The following is a 24696-nucleotide window of genomic DNA, read 5'->3' on the forward strand; positions in this document are numbered from 1 at the left end:
CACGGAAAGCGTCCGCTCGGAACGAAAATCAACAGTTCCAGCATAAGCCCTCGTAAGTGGACTTTTTCAGTGGCCTCTAAAGACGCCCGGGGCTTTTTTTTGTTATAAGGTGCTTATCAGAATGTTGCAAGTATGGTATAGTGAGTGAATAATCACTCATTTATTTTTAGGGATGGTGTTTGGAATGAATCTTGTAGAGATGAGCATGGAAGAAATTTGGGCGGAAATCGACAAACAATTGAATGAAAACCGTGGTCCCATCGAAGGCATGAACACAACCTACTCTTTAGAATTAACCGGCGAAGAAGGCGGCATGTACGGACTTAAATTTTCGGACGGGAAAGCCGAAATTGTGAAGGGCGATTTAGGCGAAATCGACTGCGCTTTGAAAATGAGCGTCGGAGATTTCAAGAAATTGTTAGCCGGCAATTTGAATTCGACCGCTTCATTCATGATGGGGAAATTGAAAGTGAAAGGTAATATCGGGTTAGCTTTGAAGCTTGAAAACTTGTTGAAACAATACCAGTTCTGATTTTTCACCGGCTCTTTCAAGGGTCGCTTATTTTTTATTCCAAAAAGACTTCCTTATTTTCTAATTATAGATTAGTATATACATGTGTCTTTACAACTATCATGATTAAAAAGGAGCTTGGGGAAATGACAAAGAATAATATGTGGTCATTGAAACTTTCAACTGCCGCGTTAGTATTAATTCCTGCTGCGGTCGGTATCAATTTCCTTGGAAAGTTATTTGCAAGTTTACTAAAGCTGCCATTATGGGTGGACTCCATAGGAACTGTCCTATCCAGTATGCTTGCGGGTCCGGTTGTTGGTGCGATTGCCGGTATCGTCAATAATCTCGTCTATGGATTTACAACCGATCCCGTTTCTTTTGTATACGCGATCACCTCAGCCGTCATCGGTTTAGTTGCGGGGATCATGGCTTATAAAGGCTGGATCTCGAATGTTGGGAAAGCCATTGTCCTTGGGCTTGTCGTCGGTTTAATCGCTGCTACTGTTTCAACGCCCCTTAATATCATGTTCTGGGAAGGGACGACAGGAAACGTATGGGGTGATGCATTGTTCGCTGCAATGCTTGCGAAGGATATGCCCCTTTGGCTGGCATCGTTTGCGGATAGCATTGTCGTAGATGTACCCGACAAAATTGTCACTGTCCTGCTTAGTTTCCTGATCTTTAAAGGTCTGCCGAAAAATGTAAAAAACATGTATGACAATACAGGTGAAATTGAACGGCTCTAAGAGATTTCTGTGGGAGGTTTTGGAATGACCAACATGACATTGTATGTAAAAAAGGATTCGCCCGTCCATTCGGTGGATCCACTGACAAAGCTATTATTCGCATTTTATTCCATAACTTTGACATACATCGTTTCAAGCCACCTGTCTGTTTTACTGATCCTTTTAAGTACATTAATTATTCTACTTGCCGGCAAAGTGTTTAAATACATCTTGCCGGTAATTGGTGTTAGTTTCCTACTGATACTCTCCATTATCATTGTCCAAGGTTTTTTTCATCCCACCCGAGCAACGGTCCTCTTTGAAGTCGGCCCAATTTCTATTTATAAAGAAGGTTTTTTGATCGCATTTTTAATCGCTCTTCGCGTCATTAATATGGTAGCCGCTTTCGGGGTGCTCATCCTAACGACAAAACCGGATGATTTAGTGGACTCATTGCTCCGTAAAGGGCTATCTCCAAGATTCGGCTATGTGTTACTTTCTGTCTTGCAGATTATTCCGCAAATGGCCTCCTTAACCGGTAAAATTACGGATGCTCAACGTGCTCGTGGAATGGAGACGGAAGGCGGATTATGGATGCGGTTCAAATCGTTCATTCCCCTTTTGGGACCTGTTGTCTTAAATTCATTGAGTGAAACACGGGAGCGATCCATCGCTCTTGAAATACGCGGATTCAATGCCAAAGGACAGCGGACATTTATACGTGAAACCGAATTCTATCAATATGGTCTGTTTTTGAAGATTTTAATGACTGTTATTTTTATAGCTGTCGTCGTTTGGAGGTTCGTTTCATGAATGCCCTAACTGTTAAGAACTTGAAATATAAGTACCCCGATAGTTCAAATTTAGCGCTGAATGATATTTCATTCACGGTGAAAAAAGGAGAATTCATTGGGATTGCTGGGATGAATACAGCTGGAAAGACAACATTATGTTATGCACTCTGCGGGCTTGTCCCCCACTTTTTCAAAGGGGCGTATGGCGGTGAAGTGCTCATTGGCGACATGAATGTTTTATCGAATGAAATCAGCGATATTGCAGCAAAAGTAGGGCTTGTTTTTGAAAATCCATTTTCCCAAATGACCGGGGCAAAACTTACGGTCTATGATGAAATCGCTTTTGGATTGGAAAATTACGGAGTATCACGTGAAGATATGCATAAGCGAATCCAAAAGACTATGCAATTGCTTGATATTGAACACTTGCGGAATAAAAACCCGTTTTCATTGTCGGGGGGCCAAATGCAGCGGGTGGCGCTTGCAAGTGTTATTGCGATGCAACCTGATATTCTCATCCTTGACGAACCAACTTCCCAATTGGACCCCGAAGGCGCCGAAGAAGTGTTCCGTGTTGTCGAAAGACTTGCTGAAGGCGGAATGACAATCATTATGGTGGAACAGAAATTGGAGAAATTGGCTGCATATGCGGATCGGATTTTATTGTTGCATGAAGGAAAATTAGTCCAGTATGGAACGCCTTCAGAAGTCTTTCTTAGAGAGGACTTAGGTCGATTCGGAGTCGAACCACCTATGTATGTTAAGGTTGCACGGGCACTCGGACTGAGAAATGAAAAGACGGGGCTTTACCCAATTAGATTAGAGGAAATGCCTACGGAACTTGAGTTGCAGTTTCAAAAGATGGATGAGTCAGCTGCAAACTTGCAAAAGACTCCTGAAATAATTGTCCGCGACCTTCATTTCGGTTACGAAAAAGGAGGTCGCGTCATCAAAGGACTGAATTTGTCATTACGCGGTGAGCCGATAGCGATTATCGGCCAAAACGGGGCTGGAAAAACGACATTTGTGAAATTACTAAAGGCTTTATTGAATCCACAACAAGGAGAAATCCTCATAAACGGCATCCGTACGGCCGATTCGACAGCGGCCAATTTAGCAAAGCATATCGGCCTCATCTTCCAGAATCCGAACGACCAGATTTTTAAAAATAAAGTGTTGGATGAAGTGATGTTCGGCCCGCTGAATATCGGCCAATCATATGAGACTGCATTGGCCAATGCCAAAGCGATGCTTGAACTTGTGGGACTCGTAGATAAAGAAAAGGAAAATCCATATGATTTAAGTCTTGCGGAGCGTAAAATGATTGCTATGGCGTCAATCCTTGCGATGGATACAGAAATCGTCATTTTCGATGAGCCGACGATGGGACAGGATTTCAAAGGCAAGTCGAAAGTGATAGAAATTATCCAATCACTTTATAAACAAGGGAAACTGGTCATCTGCATTTTACACGACATGGATTTCGTAGCTGAAACGTTTGGAAAGACGATTATTTTCAGCAACGGGCAAATGCTTTTTGACGGACCGACCCGTGTCGCATTCGGCGAAGAAAAGGCACTTAGAGATGCCAAGGTCGAACAGCCACATATTACTCAAATCATTAAGAAGTTGGGATACTCCGAAATTATACTAAAAGAATCCGAATTGGGAACTGCCACTTCGTCTATATGACTGTATTGGAAATTTTTGGTTCTACTTCCACTTAAGGGGTAGAACCCTTGTCAACTCTATATTTGTCACATATAATAAAGATAGAAAGTATTTTATAAAAATACGGTGGAAGAAGGGACCCAATTTGTTCAAAGATCAGCGGTTTGTTGATTATAATGCACCTAAGTTTCGGAAAGATTTGCTTTCAGGGATCACTGTAGGTATCGTAGCCATTCCACTCGGGATGGCTTTTGCAATTGCTTCAGGCGTTAAACCCGAATATGGTTTATACACAACGATCATTGCCGGGTTCCTCGTTGCGTTATTAGGAGGTTCGCGCTTTCAAATCGCGGGACCTACGGGCGCATTCATCCCCATTCTATTAGCAATCGTCCTTCAATATGGCTATGAGGATCTTTTAATTGCCGGATTCCTTGCAGGTATTTTCCTTGTCATAATGAGCTATTTAGGTGTCAGCAACCTTATTCATTTCGTGCCTCGATCCGTGACAATCGGCTTCACTTCAGGAATCGCAATTATTATATTCACAGGTCAGTTCGGGAATTTCTTCGGACTCTCTGGTTTGGAAAGCAAGGAATTCTTCCATGAAAATATGATTGACGTAGCAAAACACCTGCATACAATTAATCTATATAGTGTTCTTATAGCAGTCATAGGCCTATCTATGATTTTCATATTGCCCAAAATAGCTCCACGGCTACCTGTATTACTTGTTGCGCTATTGATCCCAACGATTATATCTGTCCTATTATTTCCGGGAAAAGTTGAGACGATCGGTACGGCATTCGGTGGAATTCCGCAAACATTGCCAAGCTTCCAGTTACCTAAGATCACGCTGTCGAAGTTAGTGACCTTATGGCAGCCTGCGTTGATCATCGCTGCGTTAGGCGCAATCGAATCTCTGTTGTCGGCAGTTGTTGCAGACGGAATGAAAGAAGGAAAGAAACATGATTCCAAGCGGGAACTGTTCGGACAGGGAATTGCCAATATCGTTTCGCCATTATTCGGCGGTATTCCAGCAACCGGCGCGATAGCCCGGACAGCGACGAATATCCGGTCAGGCGCCGTCAGCCCTGTTTCTGGCATCGTTCAAAGTGTTTTCGTACTCTTATTCCTTTTATTGTTCGCGCCTTACGCTTCCTATATTCCTTTGGCAGCGATGGCCCCTATTCTGATGTTTGTCGCCTGGAATATGAGCGCAAGGAAAGCGTTTGTTCATATTTTATCCATCAGATCCAGCGATTCAATCGTACTGGTTACAACATTCTTACTTACTATTTTCATCAACCTTACAGTTGCTGTACAAATTGGTATCCTGCTGTCGGCTTTGTCATTCCTGCGTAAAATGAGTGGAAAGTTAGATATTTCTGTTGGTAAACTTTCCGATGTAGAGGTTCATAAATTCGGAGAAGATGTGACGAAGTTTATTATGGATGGCCCTTTATTCTTTGGTACTGCAAAGGCGTTTGAGGATAAAATGCCAGGCATTCTTTCAAAGGGAACAAGCAAAGTCATTTTGGATTTGGAACATCTTTCAATGATTGACGCCACAGGGGAGGCCGCATTGTTTACATTATTGGACGATGCCGATAAAAAGAATGTGAAGATAATCGTTAAGAAGTTACCAAAGCAGAAGCTTGCCATGTTTAAGAAGAGCGGATTGCATGATCGTATCGGAGAAGAGAATTTCTTTATGTGATAAATAAAATGCCGCCACACATACAAATCGTGTGGCGGCATTTTTCATTCTAAAAACGTTGCCTTTGCCAATGTCGCAGCTAACACCCTTGCCCCTCTATCTAAAGCATCATGATTGAACGTCATCTTCGGATGATGGAGGCCAGGTCCAAGGTCGGCCCCCACGCCAATCATCGCCGCCTTGATCTCCGGTCGGTGAATCGTGTAAAAATGAAAGTCATCACTTCCAGATGTAATAATGGCAGGTGATAATCCTTCTGCACCAACCTCTTCCATAATGCCTTCATTCGCGATCAAAGCCGCCTCTTCCGAAACTTCCGCAGCAGGAGTGTAATCTGACCAATTCACTTCAATTTCAACATTATGCAGACTTGCTATGGAGCGGATGCCAGTATCGATGCGTTCCTTCAACTCTTCCAATACAGCATTAGACTGCGCTCGTACATCAACCGCAAACACCGCGTTACCAGGAATGATATTCAAGCTCTCCCCGCCCGCTTGGATCTTTGTCATCTTTGCAGAATAGGCTTCGTAAGGTGAGAAATGTATTGATTTAATGAATGAAGCTATAGCAAATATCGGATCAAGTGCATTCTTACCCTGTTGTGGGCGCGCGCCATGGGCATCCTCACCAGTTACCTTTGCTTCAAGGAAAATCGCCGCTCCATGATGAATAGCGGGTGACACTTTACCGAACGGAATTTCCTCCTTTGGTCGAAGATGGACGCCGAACAGATGCGATACCCCGTCAACTGCTCCCCTTTCAATCATCGAAATGGCGCCATTGCCCTTCTCCTCTGCAGGTTGGAAGATAAAACGGATGCGGCCACCAAGTTCCTGCTCCCTCAAGTAAGCAAGCGCTCCTAAGACCATTGAAATATTGGCGTCATGTCCACATGAATGATTGGCACGGAAAACGCCATCAACCTCTTGCCAAAGGGCGTCAATATCGGCACGAACGGCAATAATCCGATCACCTTCACCGATTTCCGCCACAGCCCCAGTTACATCATCGAAAGTATGATGCTGCACACCCATTCCCGTCAGGATTTCAGAAATCTTTTTCGTCGTTTTAATTTCCTTCCAACTGATTTCAGGATTTTTATGAAAGTGGTCGAACCACTCTCCGATTTGTTCATTGATCAACATCACAATCTCTCCAATCCCCGTCTATCTTCTCTATAAAGAATAGCTTACCTCGGCAAAGAAAAAAAGCCGGATTTTTCCGGCTTCACGATTTCTTCATTCGTGTCTTTTCAATCTCTTCATAAATCGTCATTAATCGTTTTGCGATCACTTCATAAGAGTGGTTCGCCGCTGTACGCTGCATCACATTACATCTTTTGTCTTCCGGTTCTGATAAAGCCTGAATTAAGCCTTCCGCAAGTGATTGCGGATTTTTTGGTTCAACAAGGATTCCCGCTCCATCCGAAAGTAAATACGAAAGCCCACCAACATCCGTGCCGACAACAGAAGTACCAACCGCCATTGCTTCGAGTGCCACGAGGCCAAATCCTTCATGATGGGAAGGTAAAACGAAAACGTCAGCCGCCGCAATCCATTTGGCAATTTCCTTTTGCGGCATTGGCAGATGATGAATGATCCGGACATCATTATCAAGCAAACGCTTGGCAAAAATATGCATGAATGCTTCGTCTTTATCGGACCCAATCATATGAAGTTTTGCGACCGGATATTTTTCTTGGATAATTTTGAAAGCGTCAACCAACTCAAGGACGCCTTTTGCCTCAATCATATTTCCGACGAATAAAAGCGTTTTTTCATTCTCCGGAATATTAAGTTCCTGCCTCGCTTTAGATTTCTGCATCGGTTTAAACACTTCTTTATCAACACCCATGCTCATTACATGAACACGCTTTTGATCCACACCAAACCGCTCAATGACGTCCTTCTTCAGTCGGTCCCCTACTACGATGACAGCGTCAGCACCTTGAAGGATTTTCTGCGTAGCTGCACGAATCTTTTCATTCTTTGCCGCCATCTTGTCGATATCCCCGCCGTGGACAGTGACGACATATGGCAAACGAAAAAGTTTCTTCCCTATCAAAGAAAGAACGCCTGTCGGAAAGGCGTAATGTGCATGTGTCAATGTAGTTCTACGCTTATCCCCTATCATGTGCATCATTGACCGGATAAACCAGAAGAGGTATTTCTTCAAATTGGGAAGTTTTCCTTTTGCCGGATCTGTAATTGCAACAACCTCTACATCCAGCCCTTTGGATCGTAGAAGCTCCACTTGATTCTTCACAAAAATACCGTATGTCGGGTGTTTTTGAGTCGGGTACATATTGCTGAATATCATTATTTTTTGCATCTATTTTCATCCCATCTTCAAATTCCATAATCATTTTCACGATGAATTACCGACAATTATACCATATACAACAAATCCTTGAACAATCTGCTTATCTTTTCCAGCAATATTACTGACATATTACAAGAAGCTTAATAGAATTACAGTATTTCATCTATTATTATGTCGAAAAAGCTATTTTAATTGATTCAATGAATTTATTTATCAACTTAAAACGTTGGTATGAAAGCTTTTTTAGTGTTCTTTGTCAGCTGTAATCGTAACGTAATGCGACTGTAACCAAAATAGAGGTTTAAAAATGTTAGGATTGGTTCACAGACAAAGCACACCTATAGAAATGTGCGAAAGGGGAAATTGAGAAACATATGAAAAGACTCATGTTTTTGGTTTTTGCATGCCTATTAATCTCAACGTCCGCCCAATCCACGGCCTCTGCAAGCACGTCTGCATCTCTCATAACGAGCGCAAAAGCTCATATGGGAACGCCTTATAGATATGGTGGGACGACAACTTCCGGGTTCGATTGTTCAGGATATACACAATTCGTCTTCGAAAAAGAAGGAGTTTCAATTCCAAGATCTACTGATCAACAATATTCCACTGGAAAAGCCGTCGCAAAAAGCAATTTGCAAACTGGTGACCTTGTATTCTTCAACACATCAGGACGCGGAGTTTCACATGTCGGAATCTATGTCGGATCAAGCAAATTCATTCATGCTTCTACAAGTAGAGGTGTTATGATTTCTTCTATTAATGACCCTGCTTATTGGGGTAAACGATATATCGGAGCTCGTCGGGTGAAAGACTTCTCGGCAGAGACGAAAATTGCATCCGTCAAGCAAGTTGAATATGCAACAAGAGCTGAAATTGCGGAAATCCTTGCAAAGGAATTACATCTTTCAAGCACTGCAAACTCTGCGCCATTCACTGACATTTCAACGTCGCATCCACAATTCGCTGCGATTGCCGCAGTTGCGGAAGCAGGTATCTTTTCCGGTAATAATGCAGGGCAGTTCAAGCCGGATGATTATTTGACAAGAAGTGAACTGGCGAAAGTTTTGGTCGGAGCATTCGACCTCTCGCTTGTATCTGGGACAACCCCTTTCACGGACGTCTCAACATCGAACTGGGCAAATGACTATATTAACACGCTCTACGTAAATGAATTAACCGCGGGCTATGCCGACGGAACTTACGGGACGACTAAAAATGTTACATCAAATGAATTCAAACTATTTATTAATAGACTTTCAAAATAAATGCAAAAAGTAGAGGGGAAATCTCACCCTCTACTTTTTATTTTCACTCGGCAAGCCAACATGCCTCTCTACCCACTGCGCATCGAACCCTACTCCATCCCGCTGTAAGGGAACAACTACAAATCTTCTTGTCTCATCGCGAACGACAGCTGTCGGGTAGAACGTTGAATTCCCTACTTCGATAAAGCTTTTTCCGGCATATTGCCCCTTTGCAACGGATACTTCCGCAATGCCACCAATATAGGTGGAATCGAATTGCTGTGCAGAGTAAAAGTTGCCCAATGAATAAAAGATTTTCGTCTTGCCAATTTCAGAGTAAGGCTGTAGGACATGGGGGTGATGGCCGAATACGATATCCACTTGTTGCGCGGCAAGCCATTCGGCAAATTCCTTTTGGTACTCGGAAGGCTGCAATGCATATTCATTGCCCCAATGAATTGAAACGACCGTCACATCCGCCTCTTTCCTCACTTCCCGTATATCGATCTCCATCTGTTCCCTATCAATCAATGAAACCATATAGTCTTTACCTCTCGGAACAGGCAATCCATTCAGACCAAATGTGTAACATAAAACACCAACTTGGATCCCCTTCACATTGAAAATCCTCTTTTTATTACGATCCTCAGCAGATTCATATGCCCCAACGTATGGCATTCCGTATTCATTCATGTAACTAATTGCATTCAGCAAACCCCGTTCAGATTTATCCATCGTATGATTATTCGCGATGGACAGCAAATCTACACCGTTTGCCTTTAAATCTCGGATAATATGCTTCGGGCTGTTAAACCGCGGATAACCCGATAACCCTAACTCGACACCACCTGGTAGGGATTCCTGGTTAGCTATCAAAAAGTCGATACCAGTCATCTTCTCCTTTACAGCGCTAAATGAAGCATCATAGTTGTCGTATGTATATAGGGGGTGATGCAAAAGAATGTCACCGATCATCCCTACCGTGATTTCCGAGTATAACATCTGCAGCTCAATCTCTGATGGATTCACTTGAATTGCAGCAAAATCATCCGGAACAATAATTTCTTCATTTTGCGAACACCCCGTTAAAAAACAGCCCATAAGTAAGAACAGCATAATGATCCTTGTCAACGAACTATCCCCTGTCTGCCTTCATATAAAAGAGCATATATTTCCACTATACTCCAGGGAATAAAATTACGGAAGTACTCAATTAAAAACCTATACACATTGGTGAGCAACGCGTATAGGTTTCTACTATTATTTCTTGTCAGGTGGTGTCGGTGGATTTTTCCTTACTTCCGTGGAATTCTGAAATTGCCTCACTTGCTTCTCACCGTCTTGTTCAGGTTCGAAGTCGGGATACTTTGCATTAGGCATTCCGGTGAATCCGTTGTCTTCCTTGCCTGCACTTGTTTGGAAACGGTCGTCTTTCATGTTGAACAACTCCTTCGATTGTGGTCTCCCTTTTACGATTCCCTGAAATCTTTCTTTTAATCGGAAGGTTCAAAGTAAACAACCGAAACTTTTGACACACGCACCTTTTGCCCTTCTTTCAACTGAACTATACTTTGGGAGTTTGTCAATCCGCCTCCCATTAATTCAAATAGACAAGGCTCTTTTCCTTGTTCCAAAACTTGTACATAGCCATACCCAACCGGGATGCTTATTGTATAGTCTCCCGGCTCAATGTCCAACCCGACATCCCATATACCTGCGGTCAACTCTGTGGAGAGCACTGTTTCTGCAGGTTCGATGGTTACTGTATTATATCCACCGTCAAATACGATTGAATATGTTGAATCGATATCAACGGTTAATGTAGGCACACCTGCATGTTTTCCTACGATTTCCTGAAGGATCAAGATATCATCTTTATCGTAAATATAAATATTCCCTGATGGATTACCAGTCAATTCATACCTTCCAGTTTCGAGATATAACTTTGCTCCTCTTTTTGTCGGCATCGGTCCGAACAATCTTTTTGCTTCTTTATTACTCCGATCGACTGTCGTGAAAATTGCAGGATGAACCTTTCCGATGATTTCATCTCTTATAATTCCTGTAAGTTCATAGTTGTCAGCATATACGCTTATCATTTCCGACTTCTTACCTTGTAAATTATGGCAGCCAGACAAAATTAGCGCGCAACTAAAAATTCCAATTACGATTCCTTTGGCATTAAACCATTTCCGCATACTGTTTCACCGTCCCTAACCTTTCAACTTGATTTAATTGAGACCGTTTCCACTCTTCGAATTTTCACTAACTTATTTCTTCCATATAATATCGAAATGACAACTAAATTAAGGACCACAAGCCAACTAAATGCATGCTTGAAATCAAGTTTTTCAATGCTTAATTCCTTAGCAGCTTCTCCACCTAAAACTGCGGCTACATCAAGGATTTCCAGTGGATATAGCCAGTTCGTTTCCACTCCGGCAACTTGAAGAAGTTGAGGGGACAACAACACAAATAGTAGTATTAAAATTGTCGCGTATAAGTTTTTCGTCACGATATTAATGAGCAGAAAAGCAGATAGCAGCAATAGAGCAATCAAACCAAAAGCAATGAACATGAGAAACAAATAATGTAGCATCGATACTGCGAAAAAATCCGCGTCCTGATAAATGAGTACAGGCGTTCTAAAGTCTCCCCACCCTGTTTTTCTTGAGACATAATAACCGCCTATCACTATACTTACAAATAGAAAGAGCATAACTTGCACGAAATGGACCCCGACTTTGCTAATTGCTTTTTGCATGAACGAAATGGGAAACCCGTGCACGACGGAAGGATGCTGTTGATCATTTACAAGCATGCTGCTTCCCATCAGCAATACGAAAAGGCAAAACATAACTCCGCTTATAAGAGGCAATGCTACCGGTATGTAATTGCTCGCTTCAAATGGATTCTGGATAAAGGGGAGTTCATGCTCTTTATGATACCGGTAAAGGGCATTTTCTTTTAGGATTTCGTTAACTGGAATTATATACTCCTTTTGTATCCCTTTATTCCCTCGTTGATGATTCTCAAGACGCAATTCATTCAACTTGAGTCCTGCGTCAAAAAACTCATGAAAATCACTATCTTTCCATAAGGCATACCTTTTCATATTAATCAAAGAAGATTGTTCTATTAAATTGGCGCGAATTTCTTTTCCTTCATTGGTCTGCCAAACAGAACCTGGAAATTTATCATAAGTTTTATGAAGATTATCTACTTCTTCATCCATTTCTTCCCTTATGTCCACCAAATCCAATTTACTATAATATGAATAATAAAGAGGAAAAAAGAGAATCAACGCAAGTCCTAACAACCAATTTTTTTTATTTAACAGTAATAGCTTCGTTTCAAATAATAAATATTTCCAAAACATATAGTTGTCCTTCCCCCTTTTCCACTTTTAACTGACTATGTAGAATCGGCGTTTATTAATGATAAGGGAAACGATAAACAGGACGACTTCAATGATGAAGTATGTAACGAGAAGAACGAGGATTCCCTGAGCATAAGTAATCGTTTCCGTGTTCAATAAAAAATTCTTTTCCCCATCAACTATTTTTCCAAAATCAAAATAAGTCTGTGGGAACAAGCTGATGTCCTTGCCGAATAATTCTTTTGTCGAGCGTGTATAATAAAGGCGTTCAGAGAACAATAGCAAACTGCTAATGAATAGAACAATCCATTCATTTTTAAAAAGCAAGCTTAAAACAATATTCAACCGCACGAAAAGGATGACTAATAGCGGTATGACGACGAGTGTCTTTCCTAAATAGGTGGCTAAAGAAATCACACTATAATCTTCGGGAGTAAACGTTAGTTGCCGAATCATGATGGGAACATTCAAATCGAAATAGCCGAACCCAAACTGAATGGTCATGGCTAACACGCCGACAACGATAACGCCAATAATGAACACCATTGAATAAAGGAATGCTGACACTGATTTCAAATTCAGTTGGCGATACCAAGATAACGGCATGCCTTGAAGGATAGCCTTATGTTTTCGATCCCTCGAAAGAATATCACTGCTAAAATAAATTACGCAGAATAAAAGGAAGTAAACTCCATAGTTTTGCAAGAAATTCTGCAATGTTTGCAACCCTGTTTTCTCATACATCAAACCAAACGTAATGGGATGATCCTTATTGAGATAATCCTCATACTTCATCATTGTCTGATGATACGCATGCTCCCGATCTTTAATAGGAAATGGCGCCATCTGAAATAAATTACGATCCTCTAAATATTCATCCGGATTATTTTGCAAATAAAGTGTCCTTAAATTGAGCATGCGTCCAAAGTCTCGATTCTCAAAAGACTTCAACATACCAGAAAACAAATCATGATTATGGTCATTCGTCGCATAAACGGGATAACCTCTCTGCTTATGGTAGTTTATGCTCGTCCATTCAAAAACAAAGCCGGTATTACCGATACTTCTCCATAGTTTTTGCTGGTCTTCCAAGTAGTCTAAATAATCCTCCGTCTCCTTTTTATTAAATGATTCCTTCGTATTCGCATATGGCCAAAAAATTAAACAATAGCTAAACAATAAAACGGTGATGAAGTAAACAAATGGAATCGTACGTCTACTTGTTGCTGTGATTAAAAATTCATGTTTTAAATAATTTCGATTCATCCTCTGCTTCCCCTCATTTATTTATATTTTATAAGTTATTTGGCTCTTCGAAATAATTCATTACATTCTACTATACACATATAATTTAATAGTTCAATAGTTTCTGGTAACTGTACACTATCCTCCCTACGGGCATACCCAAATAAAAAAACCAGTAGCCATTCTTGGCTACTGGACCCCACCATCACTTCTACCATATTATTCATGCCCATCCTCTTCACTTACCGTTTCAAAGTAAACAACAGAAACTTTTGACACACGCACTTTCTGCCCTTTTTTCAACTGAACGAGACTTTTGGAGTTTGTCAATCCGCCTCCCGTCAATTCAAATAGTTGAGGGTCTTTTCCCTGTTCCAAAATTTGTACAAAACCATACCCATATGGGATTCCTATTGTATAGTCCCCAGGTTCAATGTCCAACCCGACATCCCATATGCCTGTAGTCAACTCTGTGGAAAGTTTTGTCTTTACAGGTTGTATGGTCACCGTATTATATCCACCGTCAAACATAATAGAGAACGTTGAATCGATATCAGCGGTTAATGTTGGCACACCGGCTTTATCTCCTACGATTTCTCGAATGAGCAAGTTATCATCTTTATCGTAAATATAAATATTCCCTGATGGGTAACCAGTAAATGAATACCTTCCAGCCTCGATAGTTAACTTTGCTCCTCTTTTTGTCGGCATTGGTCCGTACGTTCTTTTTGCTTCTATATTACCCCGATTCACTGTTGTAAAGATTGCCGGATGAATCGTTCCGACGATTGCATCTCTTGTAGTTCCTGTGATTTCATAGTTGTCGGCATATACGCTTATCATTTCCGATTTCTTTCCTTGTAAATTATGACACCCGGACAATACAAGCGTAGAGACAAGAATTCCAATTACTATTCCCTTGGCATTAAACTGTCTTTGCATAATACTTTTCATAATACTCCACCGTCCCCAATGGCCCAACTGTCATTTCTTTATTATACTTGAGCATCTGTGCCATCCATTTCGTTTGTTCAGACTCGCTCATCCCAAGTAACGGAATGCATAATAAGTAATTGGCTATAAACATATGGCCGTCTGGTAAGCTTAGTTCACTACTAATCGATTCGTACTGTTCAGGACTCACTTCCAGTTTGAGAAAAGTCTCGTTTTCACCTGTAAATTTTCGTTCATGGACAAACTTTCCATCTTTCAAAAAAAGAACTCGATCTGCGTAAAGGTCCAAGTTTGACAACAAATGCGATGCGACAAATATGAGCTTATCCTGCTTCATTTCCATTAAACATTCTGATATGAGGGCGACATTCTCGACATCTAACCCATTCATCACTTCATCCATCAACATAATCGGCGTGTCGGCTGCCATCATCATTGCGAAGCATAATCGTTGTCGCATTCCTAATGAATACGTTCGGACTTTCCGTTTCACATAATGCCCCATATGAAGACGGTCTATGATGGGACGTATATGCTTCGTCGACCCTTTCCACATATTTGCATAAAGTTTCATATGAGCGACGCCGGATAATTCCTCAAATAGATCTTTTTGTTCGGGGAATGTCGCCAACATCCGGTGAATATGCAATTCTTCTTTTTCATTCCGATACGTATACTTCCCATCAAAAAACACATGTCCAGAATCGGGTTTCACAAAATTCGCCATCACATTGAACATCGTCGTCTTGCCCGTTCCATTCGGTGCTGCTACACCGATGATTTCCCCTTTATTCGCTGTTAAATCCAATGAATCCAACACGATTTTATCATTATAGGCAATTGTTACATTTGATAATTTCAGCATCGTCTTCCCCTAACCTTTCAACTTTATTTTATTGAGATGGTTTCCACTTTTCGGATATGCAAGAGCTTATTCCTACCATATAAAATTCCAACGACAAGCAAATTCAGACCGACAAGCCAACTATACGCATGCATAAAATCAAGCTTTTCAATCCCATATTCTTTAGCCGCATCCCCACTTAAAACTGCGCCGATATCAATGAACTTCAGTGGATAGAGCCAATTCGTCTCCACTCCGGCAGCTTGAAGAAGTTGTGGGGAAAGCAATACAAATAGGATAATGACAATTGCCGCGTACAGGTTTTTCGTCACAAGATTAACTAACAGGAACGTGAACAAAAGTAATAGAGCTATTAATCCAAATGCCACTAACATGTAAAACAAATAGCGCAGCATGGATATTGCGATAAAATCCGCGTCCTGATAAATGAGTACAGGAGCTCTAAAATCTCCCCATCCCGCTTTTCCTGCTACATAATAACTGCCTATCAATATAGCTATGCAAAGAAAGAGCATAATTTGAACAAAATGGACTCCTACCTTACTAATTGCTTTCTGCATGAACGAAACAGGAAACCCGAACAAGACAGAAGGATGAAGTTGATCATTTACAAGCATGCTACTTCCGGCTAACAATACGAGAATGCAAAACAATGTTCCGCTTATTAGATTCAATGCGACAGGTACGAAATTGCTTGCTTTGAATGGATCCTGGACGAGGGAAAGTTCATGCTCTTTGTGATACTCGTAGAGTGCATTTTCTTTTAGAATTTCATTAACTGGAATAATATGATCCCGATGTATCCCTTTATTTCCACGTTGGTGCAAATCTAATCGCAACTCATTCAGCTTAAGTCCTGCATCAAAAAACTTTTGAAAGTTAGGTCCTGCACTAAAAAAGCTTTCAGGATTGTCTACCTCTTTACTTAAGTAAAGTCTTTGCCAAAATAACAATCCTACTTGTTCTAATAAATTAGCGTAGATTTCTTTACCTTCTTGAGTTTGCCAAACAGAACCAGGAAACGAATTGAAAACCTCATAGAACGTTTCGGACTTATCAGTTATCTCTTCTTTCATATCAACAATATCCAATTGACTATAATGTGAATAGTAAAGTGGGAAAAATAGAATTAACGCAAATCCTAACAACCAATTTTTTTTGTTTAGTACTAATAACTTTATCTCAAACAATAAATATTTCCGGAACATACTTTGTTCTTCCTCCTTTCCCGCTTTTAACTTGCAAGATAGAATCGGCGTTTATTAATAATAAGGGAAACGATAAACAGGATGACCTCGATGACGAGGTATGTAATAAGTAACACGGTAATACCATTTGAATAGGTAATAGCTTCTGTATTTAACAAAAAGTTCTTTTCCCCATCAACGATCTTCCCGAAATCAAAATAAGTCTGCGGGAATAGGCTAATGTCCTTACCGAACAATTCCCTTGTTGAGCGCGTGAAATAAAGGCGTTCTGAAAACAGGATCAAACTGCTTATAAATAAGACAATCCATTCATTCTTAAAAAGTAAACTTAAAACGATATTTAACCGAACGAATAGGATGACTAACAACGGCAGGGCAAGGAGTGTCTTTCCTAAGTATGCTGCCATTGAAATGACACTATAATCTTCGGGTGTAAACGTATCTTGCTTAATCATAATTGGGACATTCAAATCGAAATACCCGAATCCGAACTGAATCGTCATGATGAACACTCCAACAACGATAATGCTAAGAATGAACGCCATTGAGTAAAGAAATGCCGACAACGATTTCAGATTCAATTGGCGATACCAAGATATTGGTAAGCCTTGAAGGACAGCCTGATGTTTTCGATCCCTCGAGAGAATATCGCTACTAAAATAAATGACGCAAAATAACAGGATGTAAATCCCGTAGTTTTGAAGGAAATTCTTCAATGTTTGCAAACCGGTTTTTTCATACATCAAACCAAATGTGATTGGGTGATCCTTATTAAGGTAGTCATCATACTTCATCATCGTTTGGTAATACGCATGCTTCCGATCTTTACTGGGAAATGGTGCTTTCTGAAATAAAAAGCGATCCTCCAAATATTCATTCGGATTATTTTGCAGATAAAATGTTCTTAGTTGTAGCATGCGCTCAAAGTTTCGATCTTCAAAAGACTGTGACATAGCTAAGAACAAATTATAATTGTAAGCATTTTTTGCATAGACGGGATTACCTACCTGAAAATAAACATCAATGCTTTTCCTATTAAAAACAAGACCGGTATTCCCGATACTTTCCCATAGATCTTGCTGGTTTTCCAAATAAGTTAAATACTCGTGAGTCTTCTTTTTATCAAATGCTTCCTTCGTATTCGCATACGGCCACAAAATTAAACAATAGCAAAACAATAAAACGGTGATGAAGAAAACAAAAGGAATCGTTCGTCTACTTCTTGCTGTAATTAAGAATTCATGCACTAAATAATTTCGATTCATCCCAGCTTCCCCTTTTTTATTTGTATATTTTAATTTGTGTATTGTCTCAAAATAATATATTACATTCTAATATACATAGTTAAGTTTAATAGTTCAATAGTTTCTGATAATTTAAAACCAAATAACCCCTACTTGCAATTTCGCAAATAGGGGTTCCGTCATTCAACTTACCATCGTTTTTTCTGAATTACACGCTTGCAGAAACTTCTTCTTTGAAGCGTTTTACAGCATTTTCAATTGTAACTTCATGACCGACTTCATTCAGTGTTTCACCAATTTTTTCGATTGCAGAAATGAGCATTGCTTCCGTTGTGTTACCCATATGCCCGATCCGGAATGCTTTACCACCCAAGTGTGCCAAGGCGCCCGCTACGATAACGCCTTTTTTCGCCAACACACTGCGGAATTCCGCGTCATTCAAACCTTCAGGATAGAGGATGCAGCTCAATGTTGATGCAGCAACATCTTCCTCGGCCAATGGCGTCATGCCAAATTCACGAAGTGCACCCCGGACTCCTCGTCCGAAAGCCGTATGTCTCGCATATCGTTTCTCCAATCCTTCTTCCATAACCAATTTCATGCCTTCATCATATGCATAGACAAGGTTCACTGGTGGTGTCGCAAAGTATTTTGAAGGGTCATGCATGATTGGAATCCAGTTTTGAATATCACAATAATACGCCGGAATATGTTCCATTTTTTCACGTGCATCCAAAGCGGTTTGATTGAAGGCAACAATCGCCAATCCAGGAGGAACGCCAATCGCCTTTTGTGAACCTGTTAGGACGACGTCAATCTTGTTCCCCGGACCTCCATATTCTTTGCTCATATCCTCTTCCATTGCAGCAGTCGCACAGACGCCATCCAAAATAACAAGCGCACCATGTTTCTTAACAATCGGAACGAGTGTCTCCAAATCGGCCGCTACTCCGGTTGACGTATCCGCATGAGTGATCGTTACCGCCTTGTATGTATTCTCCGACAACTTCTGTTCCACTTCTGCAGGTGACACCTGTTTTCCCCACTCGGCTTGAAGAACGTCCATCTCAATCCCGAATGCCTTCGCTAACTGAATGAATCGATCCCCGAAATATCCATGACTGACCACCAACAACCGCTCACCTGCAGCGACCGTATTGACAAGCGCCATTTCCATCCCGATCGTCCCTGATCCGGAAACGACGAACACCTCTCCATCCGTCTTGAACATCTCGCGCGTCCTCTCGATCGAACGCTTGTAAATTTCAACGAACCGCGGATCCGTATGCCCTCTCGTCTCACTTGACATTGCCTCGTAAATCGAGTCAATAACCGGAGTCGGTCCCGGTATCAAAAGCATTTCTTCATTACGCATATTGAAAACATCCTCCCTATAGTCATTTTTCTTCTCTAATTCCTTCATTCGATAAAGTACAATGAATACCCTCTTTATAATGGCATAAATGGTGGATCCTAATCAAAAAGCCCGTTTTCCATGTACAAACTACAATGGAAACGGGCTTCCTGTCACTCGATATGCTTACCTATGCAGCGCTCACATTCATATAGTAGAGACTCGACTTGCTCCACGATTTCGCAACCGCATTCCACGCAGTACTTTTTTGACTTTATCTGAGTTTCCATATTGAATCCCTCCTTTTTCAATCTAAAATTCCATATCCCGGAAGCGTCAAAAACTCTTCGAACTCCTCCTGCAATGTCAATTCAACAAATAACTCGCTCGCTTCTTTAAACTTGCCAAAGCGGAATTCCTTCTCCCCAATCGCTGCTTTCAACTTCTCCATTTCCTCTTCAAACACTTCATGGAATAAATCAACAGTGATTTTCCTTCCATCTATTAACTTTCCTTCAGGATGACGAATCCATTGCCACACTTGTGAACGGGATATCTCCGCGGTTGCAACATCTTCCATCAAATGGTTGATCGGCGCAGCTCCATTTCCGTTCAACCAGGAAGCGATATATTGAACCCCGACACTGCAATTCAAACGCAATCCTTCTTCGGTGATCGTCCCGGTTGGCACTTCGAGCAAGTCGTCCGCCACCACTTTCACATCTTCACGTTTCCGGTGAACTTGATTCGGACCTTCCATCTTCTCATCGAACTCTTTCAGTGCCACAGCGACAAGTCCTGGGTGGGCAACCCACGTCCCGTCATGGCCATCCGTCACTTCCCTGCGTTTATCTTCAGCAACTTTCCGGAACGCTTCTTCATTTGCCTTGGGATTATTGCGGATCGGAATTTGCGCAGCCATCCCGCCAATCGCAAGTGCATTGCGCTTATGGCATGTTTGGATACAAAGCTGAGTATAAGCCCTCATGAAAGGCGATGTCATTGTTACCTGCCCTCGATCCGGTAACATGACATCCGGCTCGTTACGAAGTCTTTTAATGAAGCTGAATATATAATCCCAGCGGCCGCAATTCAGACCCGCTGCATGATCACGTAATTCATAAAGGATTTCATCCATTTCGAACGCAGCAGTAATCGTTTCGATCAAAACCGTAGCGCGTATCGTCCCGGCCGGAATTCCGATCCTTTCCTGTGCGAAGACGAACACTTCATTCCAAAATCTTGCCTCCAAATGGCTTTCAAGCTTAGGTAAATAAAAATATGGCGCCGTACCCCTTGCGATTAATTCCTTCGCATTATGGAAAAAGTAGAGCCCGAAATCGAAAAGCCCACCCGCCATCGGCTCACCGTCAATCAAAATATGCTTTTCATCCAAATGGAGCCCACGTGCCCTCACCATTAAAACGGCTGTTTCATCATTCAATGAATACTTTTTTCCATTCGACACCTGTTCGAACTCAATTGTCCGCCTTACAGCATCTTTCAGATTGACCTGCCCATTGATCATATTCGACCAAGTCGGCGAAGTCGCATCCTCGAAGTCCGCCATGAACGTCTTTGCACCCGAATTCAGCGCATTGATAATCATTTTACGGTCAACCGGTCCTGTGATCTCGACTCTCCGATCCTGCAAGTCGTTGGGAATGGGGGCAACCGTCCAATCCCCCTCCCGGATATGCTTCGTTTCCTCAAGGAAATCAAGTTTTTGCCCCTTATCAAGGAGCTCTTGGCGTTTTTCCCGTATTTCAAGCAATTCTTTTCGTCTTCCATTGAACGAATCATGCAGGCTGTAGAGGAATTCAAGTGCTTCCGGGGTCAGGATTTCTTCCGTTCCCGCGGTCATTTCACCAATAACATCCATATTGAAACGAATTTGTTCAGCAGTCAGTTCAACCATCCTTTCGTTTTTAAATTAAACAATTATTTAAATAAACTGCGCTGCTTCCGTTGAACCTTTCATCGCAGTTGTAGACGAGGTTCCGCCTGAAATAACTTGAGCCACTTCGTCAAAATATCCAGTACCGACTTCGCGCTGATGGCGAGTTGCCGTGTATCCCTTCGATTCATTCGCGAATTCCGCCTCTTGCAACTTCGAATAAGCCGCCATTCCGTGGTCCTTATAGCTATGCGCTAACTCGAACATACTGTGGTTCAGTGAATGGAATCCTGCCAATGTGACAAATTGGAATTTGTATCCCATCGCACCTAACTCGCGCTGAAATTTCTCGATTGTTTCATCATCAAGGTTGGCTTTCCAATTGAATGAAGGAGAGCAATTGTAAGCAAGCATTTTGTTAGGGAACTTTTCATGAATTGCATCCGCAAACCGCTTCGCTTCGTCAAGATCAGGCGTTGATGTTTCACACCAGATAAGATCTGCATAAGGTGCATATGCAAGACCACGGGCAATCGCCTGATCGATGCCTGCTTTCGTTCGGAAAAATCCTTCCGGCGTGCGCTCACCCGTAATGAATTCATGATCTCTTTCATCGATATCGCTTGTAATCAGATCCGCAGCATCCGCATCCGTCCGCGCAATGATTACGGTCGGCACGCCTAAGACATCAGCAGCAAGCCTTGCGGATATCAAATTTCGAACAGCGTTTTGCGTCGGCAGCAAAACTTTTCCTCCAAGATGACCACATTTCTTTTCGGATGCAAGCTGATCTTCAAAATGGACACCCGCTGCCCCAGCCTCAATCATCGCCTTCATTAATTCGAACACATTCAAAGGACCGCCGAATCCGGCCTCCGCGTCGGCGACAATCGGGGCAAACCAATCAAACCCGTCTTCTCTTCCTTCCACATGATCGATTTGATCCGCGCGCTGCAATGCCTGATTGATGCGCTTAACAACATTCGGCACACTATTTACCGGATACAAGCTTTGGTCCGGGTACATCTGCCCCGCCAAATTCGCATCGGCAGCAACTTGCCAACCGCTCAAGTAAATCGCCTGAAGACCAGCCTTCACTTGCTGGACTGCTTGATTGCCGGTTAGTGCCCCCAATGCATTGATGAAATTCTCTTCATGCAGCGATTTCCAAAGTCGCTCTGCGCCTTTTTTCGCCAATGTGTGTTCAATCTGGATGGAACCACGGAGCTTGACGACCTCTTCAGCTGTATACCCCCGCTCGATTCCCGCCCATCTTTCATCCTCACGCCAGTTTTTCTCCAACTGCTTTACCTGTTCAATTCGATTCATGAATGAATTCCACCCTTTCGATGAGTTGTCGGTTCATCTGTTATATAGTAATGTATTTGGCGTTTTGTTGTTATGGCACAGTAGGAAAGTAGCAATTCAAGTTGTGGAAGTGCCCGGTGGGGGTTCTATGGGAAGTGGGCCGTTTTTGGGAGCAAAAAAAACCATAAACGAAATCATCCCTTCGATTTCGTCTACGGTTTTATTATCAGGCATGCTGTTTTTCATACTCCGCAATTTGTGCTTCGTACTGGAAGGTTAGGGAGATTTCGTCCCAGCCATTCAACAACATTTGTTTATAATACGGGTCGATTTCAAATGAATAGGTTTTACCATCATCACCTGTAACAGTCTGTTGCTCAAGATTAATTTCCAAACTATATGGTGCTGCCTTTCCTTTTGCCAATAACTCTTCGATTTCATCCACCTCAAGACGGACAGGAAGTAGACCGTTTTTGAAGCAGTTGTTATGGAAAATATCCGCAAATGACGGTGCGATAACAACTTGGAATCCGTAATCTAAAATAGCCCATGGCGCATGCTCCCTTGAAGAACCGCAGCCGAAATTCTCTTGAGCGACAAGGATTTTGGAGTCCTTGAATCGCTCATCGTTTAAAACAAAGTCTTTATTTTCTGTGCCATCCGCATTGATTCTCCAATGATAGAAGAGATATTTTCCGAAGCCGGTCCGTTCAATCCGCTTTAGGAATTCCTTCGAGATGATCTGGTCAGTATCGACATTCTTCCGGTCAAGAGGAGTCATGACGCTTTGTACTTCATTAATCGGTTTCATCGTCTCATCCTTTCTTCATCATACATGCGCGAACTTCATTGTCCGTACATCCGTGAACCGACCTGTAATCGCGGCAGCGGCTGCCATTGCAGGGCTCATCAAATGTGTCCGTGATCCCGCGCCTTGTCTGCCTTCGAAATTACGATTCGATGTTGACGCACATCTTTCTCCTGCTGGGACGACATCATCGTTCATCGCGAGACACATGCTGCAGCCTGATTCGCGCCACTCGAAGCCCGCTTCAAGGAAAACTTTATCCAAACCTTCCTCTTCCGCCTGCCTTTTCACTGTTCGTGACCCTGGAACGACGATTGCTGTGACATTCGGATGCACTTTTTGTCCTGCAGTCACTTCAGCAGCATTCCTTAAATCGCTTAGTCTGGCGTTGGTACAGGATCCGATGAAAACATGTTGGATTTCGATTGAAGACAGTGGGGTCCCTTGTTCAAGTCCCATATAAGTAAGTGCTTTTTTCAAAGCCTCTTTATCGGATTCATTCTCAAAATCCGAGACTTTTGGAACTGTGTCGCTGATGCCAGATCCCATGGATGGGTTCGTTCCCCATGTGACGAATGGTTCGATTTTCTCTGCATCGATTTCAAGGACAGTGTCGTAAACTGCGCCCTCATCAGTAGCTAAGGCGAGCCATTTTTCCGTTGCTTCCTCGAATGCAGCGCCTTCCGGGACATTTCGGCGGCCACGTAAATAGTCGATCGTCGTTTCATCCGGGCTGATCAAACCTGCCTTTGCCCCCGCTTCGATGGACATATTGCAAATTGTCATCCGCTCCTCCATCGTCATCGAACGGATCGCTTCACCTGTGTATTCAACGATATGGCCAGTTCCGACATCAATTCCGAATTTCGCGATGATCGCAAGGATTACATCTTTCGCCGTTACGCCAAATCCTAACTCTCCCGTAATGCGGATTTCCATCGTTTTCGGCTTTGATTGCCATAAAGTCTGTGTCGAAAGGACATGCTCAACCTCACTCGTACCGATACCGAACGCAATCGCACCGAATGCCCCATGCGTTGACGTATGGCTATCCCCGCAGACAATCGTCTTTCCGGGTTGTGTCAATCCAAGCTCTGGGCCGATAATATGAACAATTCCTTGGTCGGGGTGCTCCATATCCGCAAGTGGGATGCCGAATTCCGCACAGTTTTTTTCCAAAGTAGTGATCTGTTTTTTAGCGATTGGATCGTTGATTACCGGCAAATTTCGTGTCGGTACATTATGGTCCATCGTTGCGAAACAGAGGTCGGGGCGACGAACTTTCCGTCCCGCAAGCCGTAATCCTTCAAATGCCTGGGGAGAAGTCACTTCATGCAATAAATGAAGGTCAATGTACAGTAAATCCGGCTTCCCCTGTTCTTCATAGACGATATGCCGTTCCCAAATCTTTCCAATGATTGTTTTCGCCATTGCGCTT

Annotated in this window: 22 protein-coding genes; 6 read left to right on the forward strand and 16 right to left on the reverse strand. The window is 42.3% G+C overall.

The features are described from left to right. Positions 1-184: 184 nt before the first annotated feature. The 5 genes from P5G49_RS10955 (at position 185) to P5G49_RS10975 (ending at position 5424) form a co-directional block, all read left to right on the forward strand. Positions 185-532 carry an SCP2 sterol-binding domain-containing protein gene (locus P5G49_RS10955; RefSeq protein WP_301243758.1) on the forward strand — a complete coding sequence of 116 codons (348 nt, stop codon included), beginning with the start codon at positions 185-187 and terminating at the stop codon, positions 530-532. A gap of 125 nt (positions 533-657) precedes the next feature. Continuing rightward, on the forward strand, positions 658-1260 hold the full coding sequence (locus tag P5G49_RS10960) for an ECF transporter S component (RefSeq protein WP_301243760.1): 603 nt from the start codon (positions 658-660) through the stop codon (positions 1258-1260). A gap of 24 nt (positions 1261-1284) precedes the next feature. Then, positions 1285-2052 carry an energy-coupling factor transporter transmembrane component T family protein gene (locus tag P5G49_RS10965; RefSeq protein ID WP_301243762.1) on the forward strand — a complete coding sequence of 256 codons (768 nt, stop codon included), beginning with the start codon at positions 1285-1287 and terminating at the stop codon, positions 2050-2052. Continuing rightward, on the forward strand, positions 2049-3725 hold the full coding sequence (locus tag P5G49_RS10970) for an ABC transporter ATP-binding protein (RefSeq protein WP_301243764.1): 1677 nt from the start codon (positions 2049-2051) through the stop codon (positions 3723-3725). The genes P5G49_RS10965 and P5G49_RS10970 overlap by 4 nt, the downstream gene beginning before the upstream one ends. 124 nt (positions 3726-3849) lie before the next feature. After that, on the forward strand, positions 3850-5424 hold the full coding sequence (locus P5G49_RS10975; protein ID WP_301243766.1) for a SulP family inorganic anion transporter: 1575 nt from the start codon (positions 3850-3852) through the stop codon (positions 5422-5424). Between the two features lie 44 nt (positions 5425-5468). Here P5G49_RS10975 and P5G49_RS10980 read toward each other — a convergent pair whose 3' ends face one another. Both P5G49_RS10980 and P5G49_RS10985 read right to left on the reverse strand, forming a co-directional pair. Next, positions 5469-6572, reverse strand: a complete 1104-nt coding sequence (locus tag P5G49_RS10980; RefSeq protein WP_301243767.1) for an amidohydrolase — start codon at positions 6570-6572, stop codon at positions 5469-5471. A gap of 82 nt (positions 6573-6654) precedes the next feature. Then, complete coding sequence (locus tag P5G49_RS10985) at positions 6655-7758, reverse strand: glycosyltransferase (RefSeq protein WP_301243768.1); 1104 nt, start codon at positions 7756-7758, stop codon at positions 6655-6657. Between the two features lie 365 nt (positions 7759-8123). On the opposite strand from P5G49_RS10985, the gene P5G49_RS10990 reads away from it, so the two are divergent. Continuing rightward, positions 8124-9017: a C40 family peptidase gene (locus P5G49_RS10990; RefSeq protein WP_301243769.1), complete on the forward strand. Its 894-nt coding sequence runs from the start codon at positions 8124-8126 to the stop codon at positions 9015-9017. A gap of 30 nt (positions 9018-9047) precedes the next feature. On the opposite strand, the gene P5G49_RS10995 is transcribed toward P5G49_RS10990, so the two are convergent. The 14 genes from P5G49_RS10995 to leuC form a co-directional block, all read right to left on the reverse strand. Continuing rightward, on the reverse strand, positions 9048-10127 hold the full coding sequence (locus tag P5G49_RS10995; protein ID WP_301243771.1) for a CapA family protein: 1080 nt from the start codon (positions 10125-10127) through the stop codon (positions 9048-9050). Positions 10128-10256: 129 nt separating this feature from the next. Next, positions 10257-10433, reverse strand: a complete 177-nt coding sequence (locus P5G49_RS11000; protein ID WP_301243773.1) for a hypothetical protein — start codon at positions 10431-10433, stop codon at positions 10257-10259. Positions 10434-10489: 56 nt separating this feature from the next. After that, positions 10490-11194 (reverse strand): hypothetical protein, encoded by a 705-nt coding sequence (locus tag P5G49_RS11005; protein WP_301243774.1) that lies wholly within the window; start codon positions 11192-11194, stop codon positions 10490-10492. Between the two features lie 23 nt (positions 11195-11217). Next, positions 11218-12375, reverse strand: a complete 1158-nt coding sequence (locus P5G49_RS11010; RefSeq protein WP_301243775.1) for a hypothetical protein — start codon at positions 12373-12375, stop codon at positions 11218-11220. A gap of 27 nt (positions 12376-12402) precedes the next feature. Beyond that, entirely contained in the window at positions 12403-13641 is a 1239-nt protein-coding gene (locus P5G49_RS11015; protein WP_301243776.1) for a hypothetical protein, read from the reverse strand. 198 nt (positions 13642-13839) lie between these two features. Next, on the reverse strand, positions 13840-14574 hold the full coding sequence (locus P5G49_RS11020; protein WP_301243778.1) for a hypothetical protein: 735 nt from the start codon (positions 14572-14574) through the stop codon (positions 13840-13842). Continuing rightward, a complete protein-coding gene (locus tag P5G49_RS11025) occupies positions 14546-15439 on the reverse strand; it encodes an ATP-binding cassette domain-containing protein (RefSeq protein ID WP_301243779.1) in 894 nt (297 codons plus the stop codon). The genes P5G49_RS11020 and P5G49_RS11025 overlap by 29 nt, the downstream gene beginning before the upstream one ends. 23 nt (positions 15440-15462) lie before the next feature. After that, positions 15463-16647, reverse strand: a complete 1185-nt coding sequence (locus P5G49_RS11030; RefSeq protein WP_301243781.1) for a hypothetical protein — start codon at positions 16645-16647, stop codon at positions 15463-15465. Positions 16648-16673: 26 nt separating this feature from the next. After that, complete coding sequence (locus tag P5G49_RS11035) at positions 16674-17912, reverse strand: hypothetical protein (protein ID WP_301243782.1); 1239 nt, start codon at positions 17910-17912, stop codon at positions 16674-16676. A gap of 187 nt (positions 17913-18099) precedes the next feature. Then, on the reverse strand, positions 18100-19266 hold the full coding sequence (locus P5G49_RS11040) for a pyridoxal-phosphate-dependent aminotransferase family protein (RefSeq protein WP_301243784.1): 1167 nt from the start codon (positions 19264-19266) through the stop codon (positions 18100-18102). 286 nt (positions 19267-19552) lie between these two features. Continuing rightward, a complete protein-coding gene (gene aceB / locus P5G49_RS11050; RefSeq protein WP_301244002.1) occupies positions 19553-21127 on the reverse strand; it encodes a malate synthase A in 1575 nt (524 codons plus the stop codon). A 63-nt stretch (positions 21128-21190) separates the two neighbouring features. Further along, a complete protein-coding gene (gene aceA / locus P5G49_RS11055) occupies positions 21191-22471 on the reverse strand; it encodes an isocitrate lyase (RefSeq protein ID WP_301243787.1) in 1281 nt (426 codons plus the stop codon). A 205-nt stretch (positions 22472-22676) separates the two neighbouring features. Continuing rightward, entirely contained in the window at positions 22677-23261 is a 585-nt protein-coding gene (gene leuD / locus P5G49_RS11060) for a 3-isopropylmalate dehydratase small subunit (RefSeq protein WP_301243788.1), read from the reverse strand. Positions 23262-23279: 18 nt separating this feature from the next. Beyond that, a complete protein-coding gene (leuC, locus tag P5G49_RS11065) occupies positions 23280-24689 on the reverse strand; it encodes a 3-isopropylmalate dehydratase large subunit (RefSeq protein WP_301243789.1) in 1410 nt (469 codons plus the stop codon). Positions 24690-24696 lie beyond the last annotated feature (7 nt).

Origin of the sequence: Sporosarcina highlanderae (assembly GCF_030433715.1) — a bacterium.
Taxonomy (GTDB): domain Bacteria; phylum Bacillota; class Bacilli; order Bacillales_A; family Planococcaceae; genus Sporosarcina; species Sporosarcina highlanderae.

What these genes read in the sequence shown, in the direction of transcription:
- P5G49_RS11015 (WP_301243776.1), bottom strand. Translation starts at nt 13,641, where the DNA reads ATGAATCGAAATTATTTAAAACATGAATTTTTAATCACAGCAACAAGT.
- aceA (WP_301243787.1), bottom strand. Translation starts at nt 22,471, where the DNA reads ATGAATCGAATTGAACAGGTAAAGCAGTTGGAGAAAAACTGGCGTGAG.
- P5G49_RS10955 (WP_301243758.1), top strand. Translation starts at nt 185, where the DNA reads ATGAATCTTGTAGAGATGAGCATGGAAGAAATTTGGGCGGAAATCGAC.
- P5G49_RS10970 (WP_301243764.1), top strand. Translation starts at nt 2,049, where the DNA reads ATGAATGCCCTAACTGTTAAGAACTTGAAATATAAGTACCCCGATAGT.
- P5G49_RS11000 (WP_301243773.1), bottom strand. Translation starts at nt 10,433, where the DNA reads ATGAAAGACGACCGTTTCCAAACAAGTGCAGGCAAGGAAGACAACGGA.
- P5G49_RS11035 (WP_301243782.1), bottom strand. Translation starts at nt 17,912, where the DNA reads ATGAATCGAAATTATTTAGTGCATGAATTCTTAATTACAGCAAGAAGT.
- P5G49_RS10980 (WP_301243767.1), bottom strand. Translation starts at nt 6,572, where the DNA reads ATGTTGATCAATGAACAAATCGGAGAGTGGTTCGACCACTTTCATAAA.
- P5G49_RS11005 (WP_301243774.1), bottom strand. Translation starts at nt 11,194, where the DNA reads ATGCGGAAATGGTTTAATGCCAAAGGAATCGTAATTGGAATTTTTAGT.
- P5G49_RS10960 (WP_301243760.1), top strand. Translation starts at nt 658, where the DNA reads ATGACAAAGAATAATATGTGGTCATTGAAACTTTCAACTGCCGCGTTA.
- aceB (WP_301244002.1), bottom strand. Translation starts at nt 21,127, where the DNA reads ATGGATGTTATTGGTGAAATGACCGCGGGAACGGAAGAAATCCTGACC.
- P5G49_RS11040 (WP_301243784.1), bottom strand. Translation starts at nt 19,266, where the DNA reads ATGCGTAATGAAGAAATGCTTTTGATACCGGGACCGACTCCGGTTATT.
- P5G49_RS11025 (WP_301243779.1), bottom strand. Translation starts at nt 15,439, where the DNA reads ATGCTGAAATTATCAAATGTAACAATTGCCTATAATGATAAAATCGTG.
- leuD (WP_301243788.1), bottom strand. Translation starts at nt 23,261, where the DNA reads ATGAAACCGATTAATGAAGTACAAAGCGTCATGACTCCTCTTGACCGG.
- P5G49_RS11030 (WP_301243781.1), bottom strand. Translation starts at nt 16,647, where the DNA reads ATGTTCCGGAAATATTTATTGTTTGAGATAAAGTTATTAGTACTAAAC.
- P5G49_RS11010 (WP_301243775.1), bottom strand. Translation starts at nt 12,375, where the DNA reads ATGTTTTGGAAATATTTATTATTTGAAACGAAGCTATTACTGTTAAAT.
- P5G49_RS10965 (WP_301243762.1), top strand. Translation starts at nt 1,285, where the DNA reads ATGACCAACATGACATTGTATGTAAAAAAGGATTCGCCCGTCCATTCG.
- P5G49_RS10990 (WP_301243769.1), top strand. Translation starts at nt 8,124, where the DNA reads ATGAAAAGACTCATGTTTTTGGTTTTTGCATGCCTATTAATCTCAACG.
- leuC (WP_301243789.1), bottom strand. Translation starts at nt 24,689, where the DNA reads ATGGCGAAAACAATCATTGGAAAGATTTGGGAACGGCATATCGTCTAT.
- P5G49_RS11020 (WP_301243778.1), bottom strand. Translation starts at nt 14,574, where the DNA reads ATGAAAAGTATTATGCAAAGACAGTTTAATGCCAAGGGAATAGTAATT.
- P5G49_RS10985 (WP_301243768.1), bottom strand. Translation starts at nt 7,758, where the DNA reads ATGCAAAAAATAATGATATTCAGCAATATGTACCCGACTCAAAAACAC.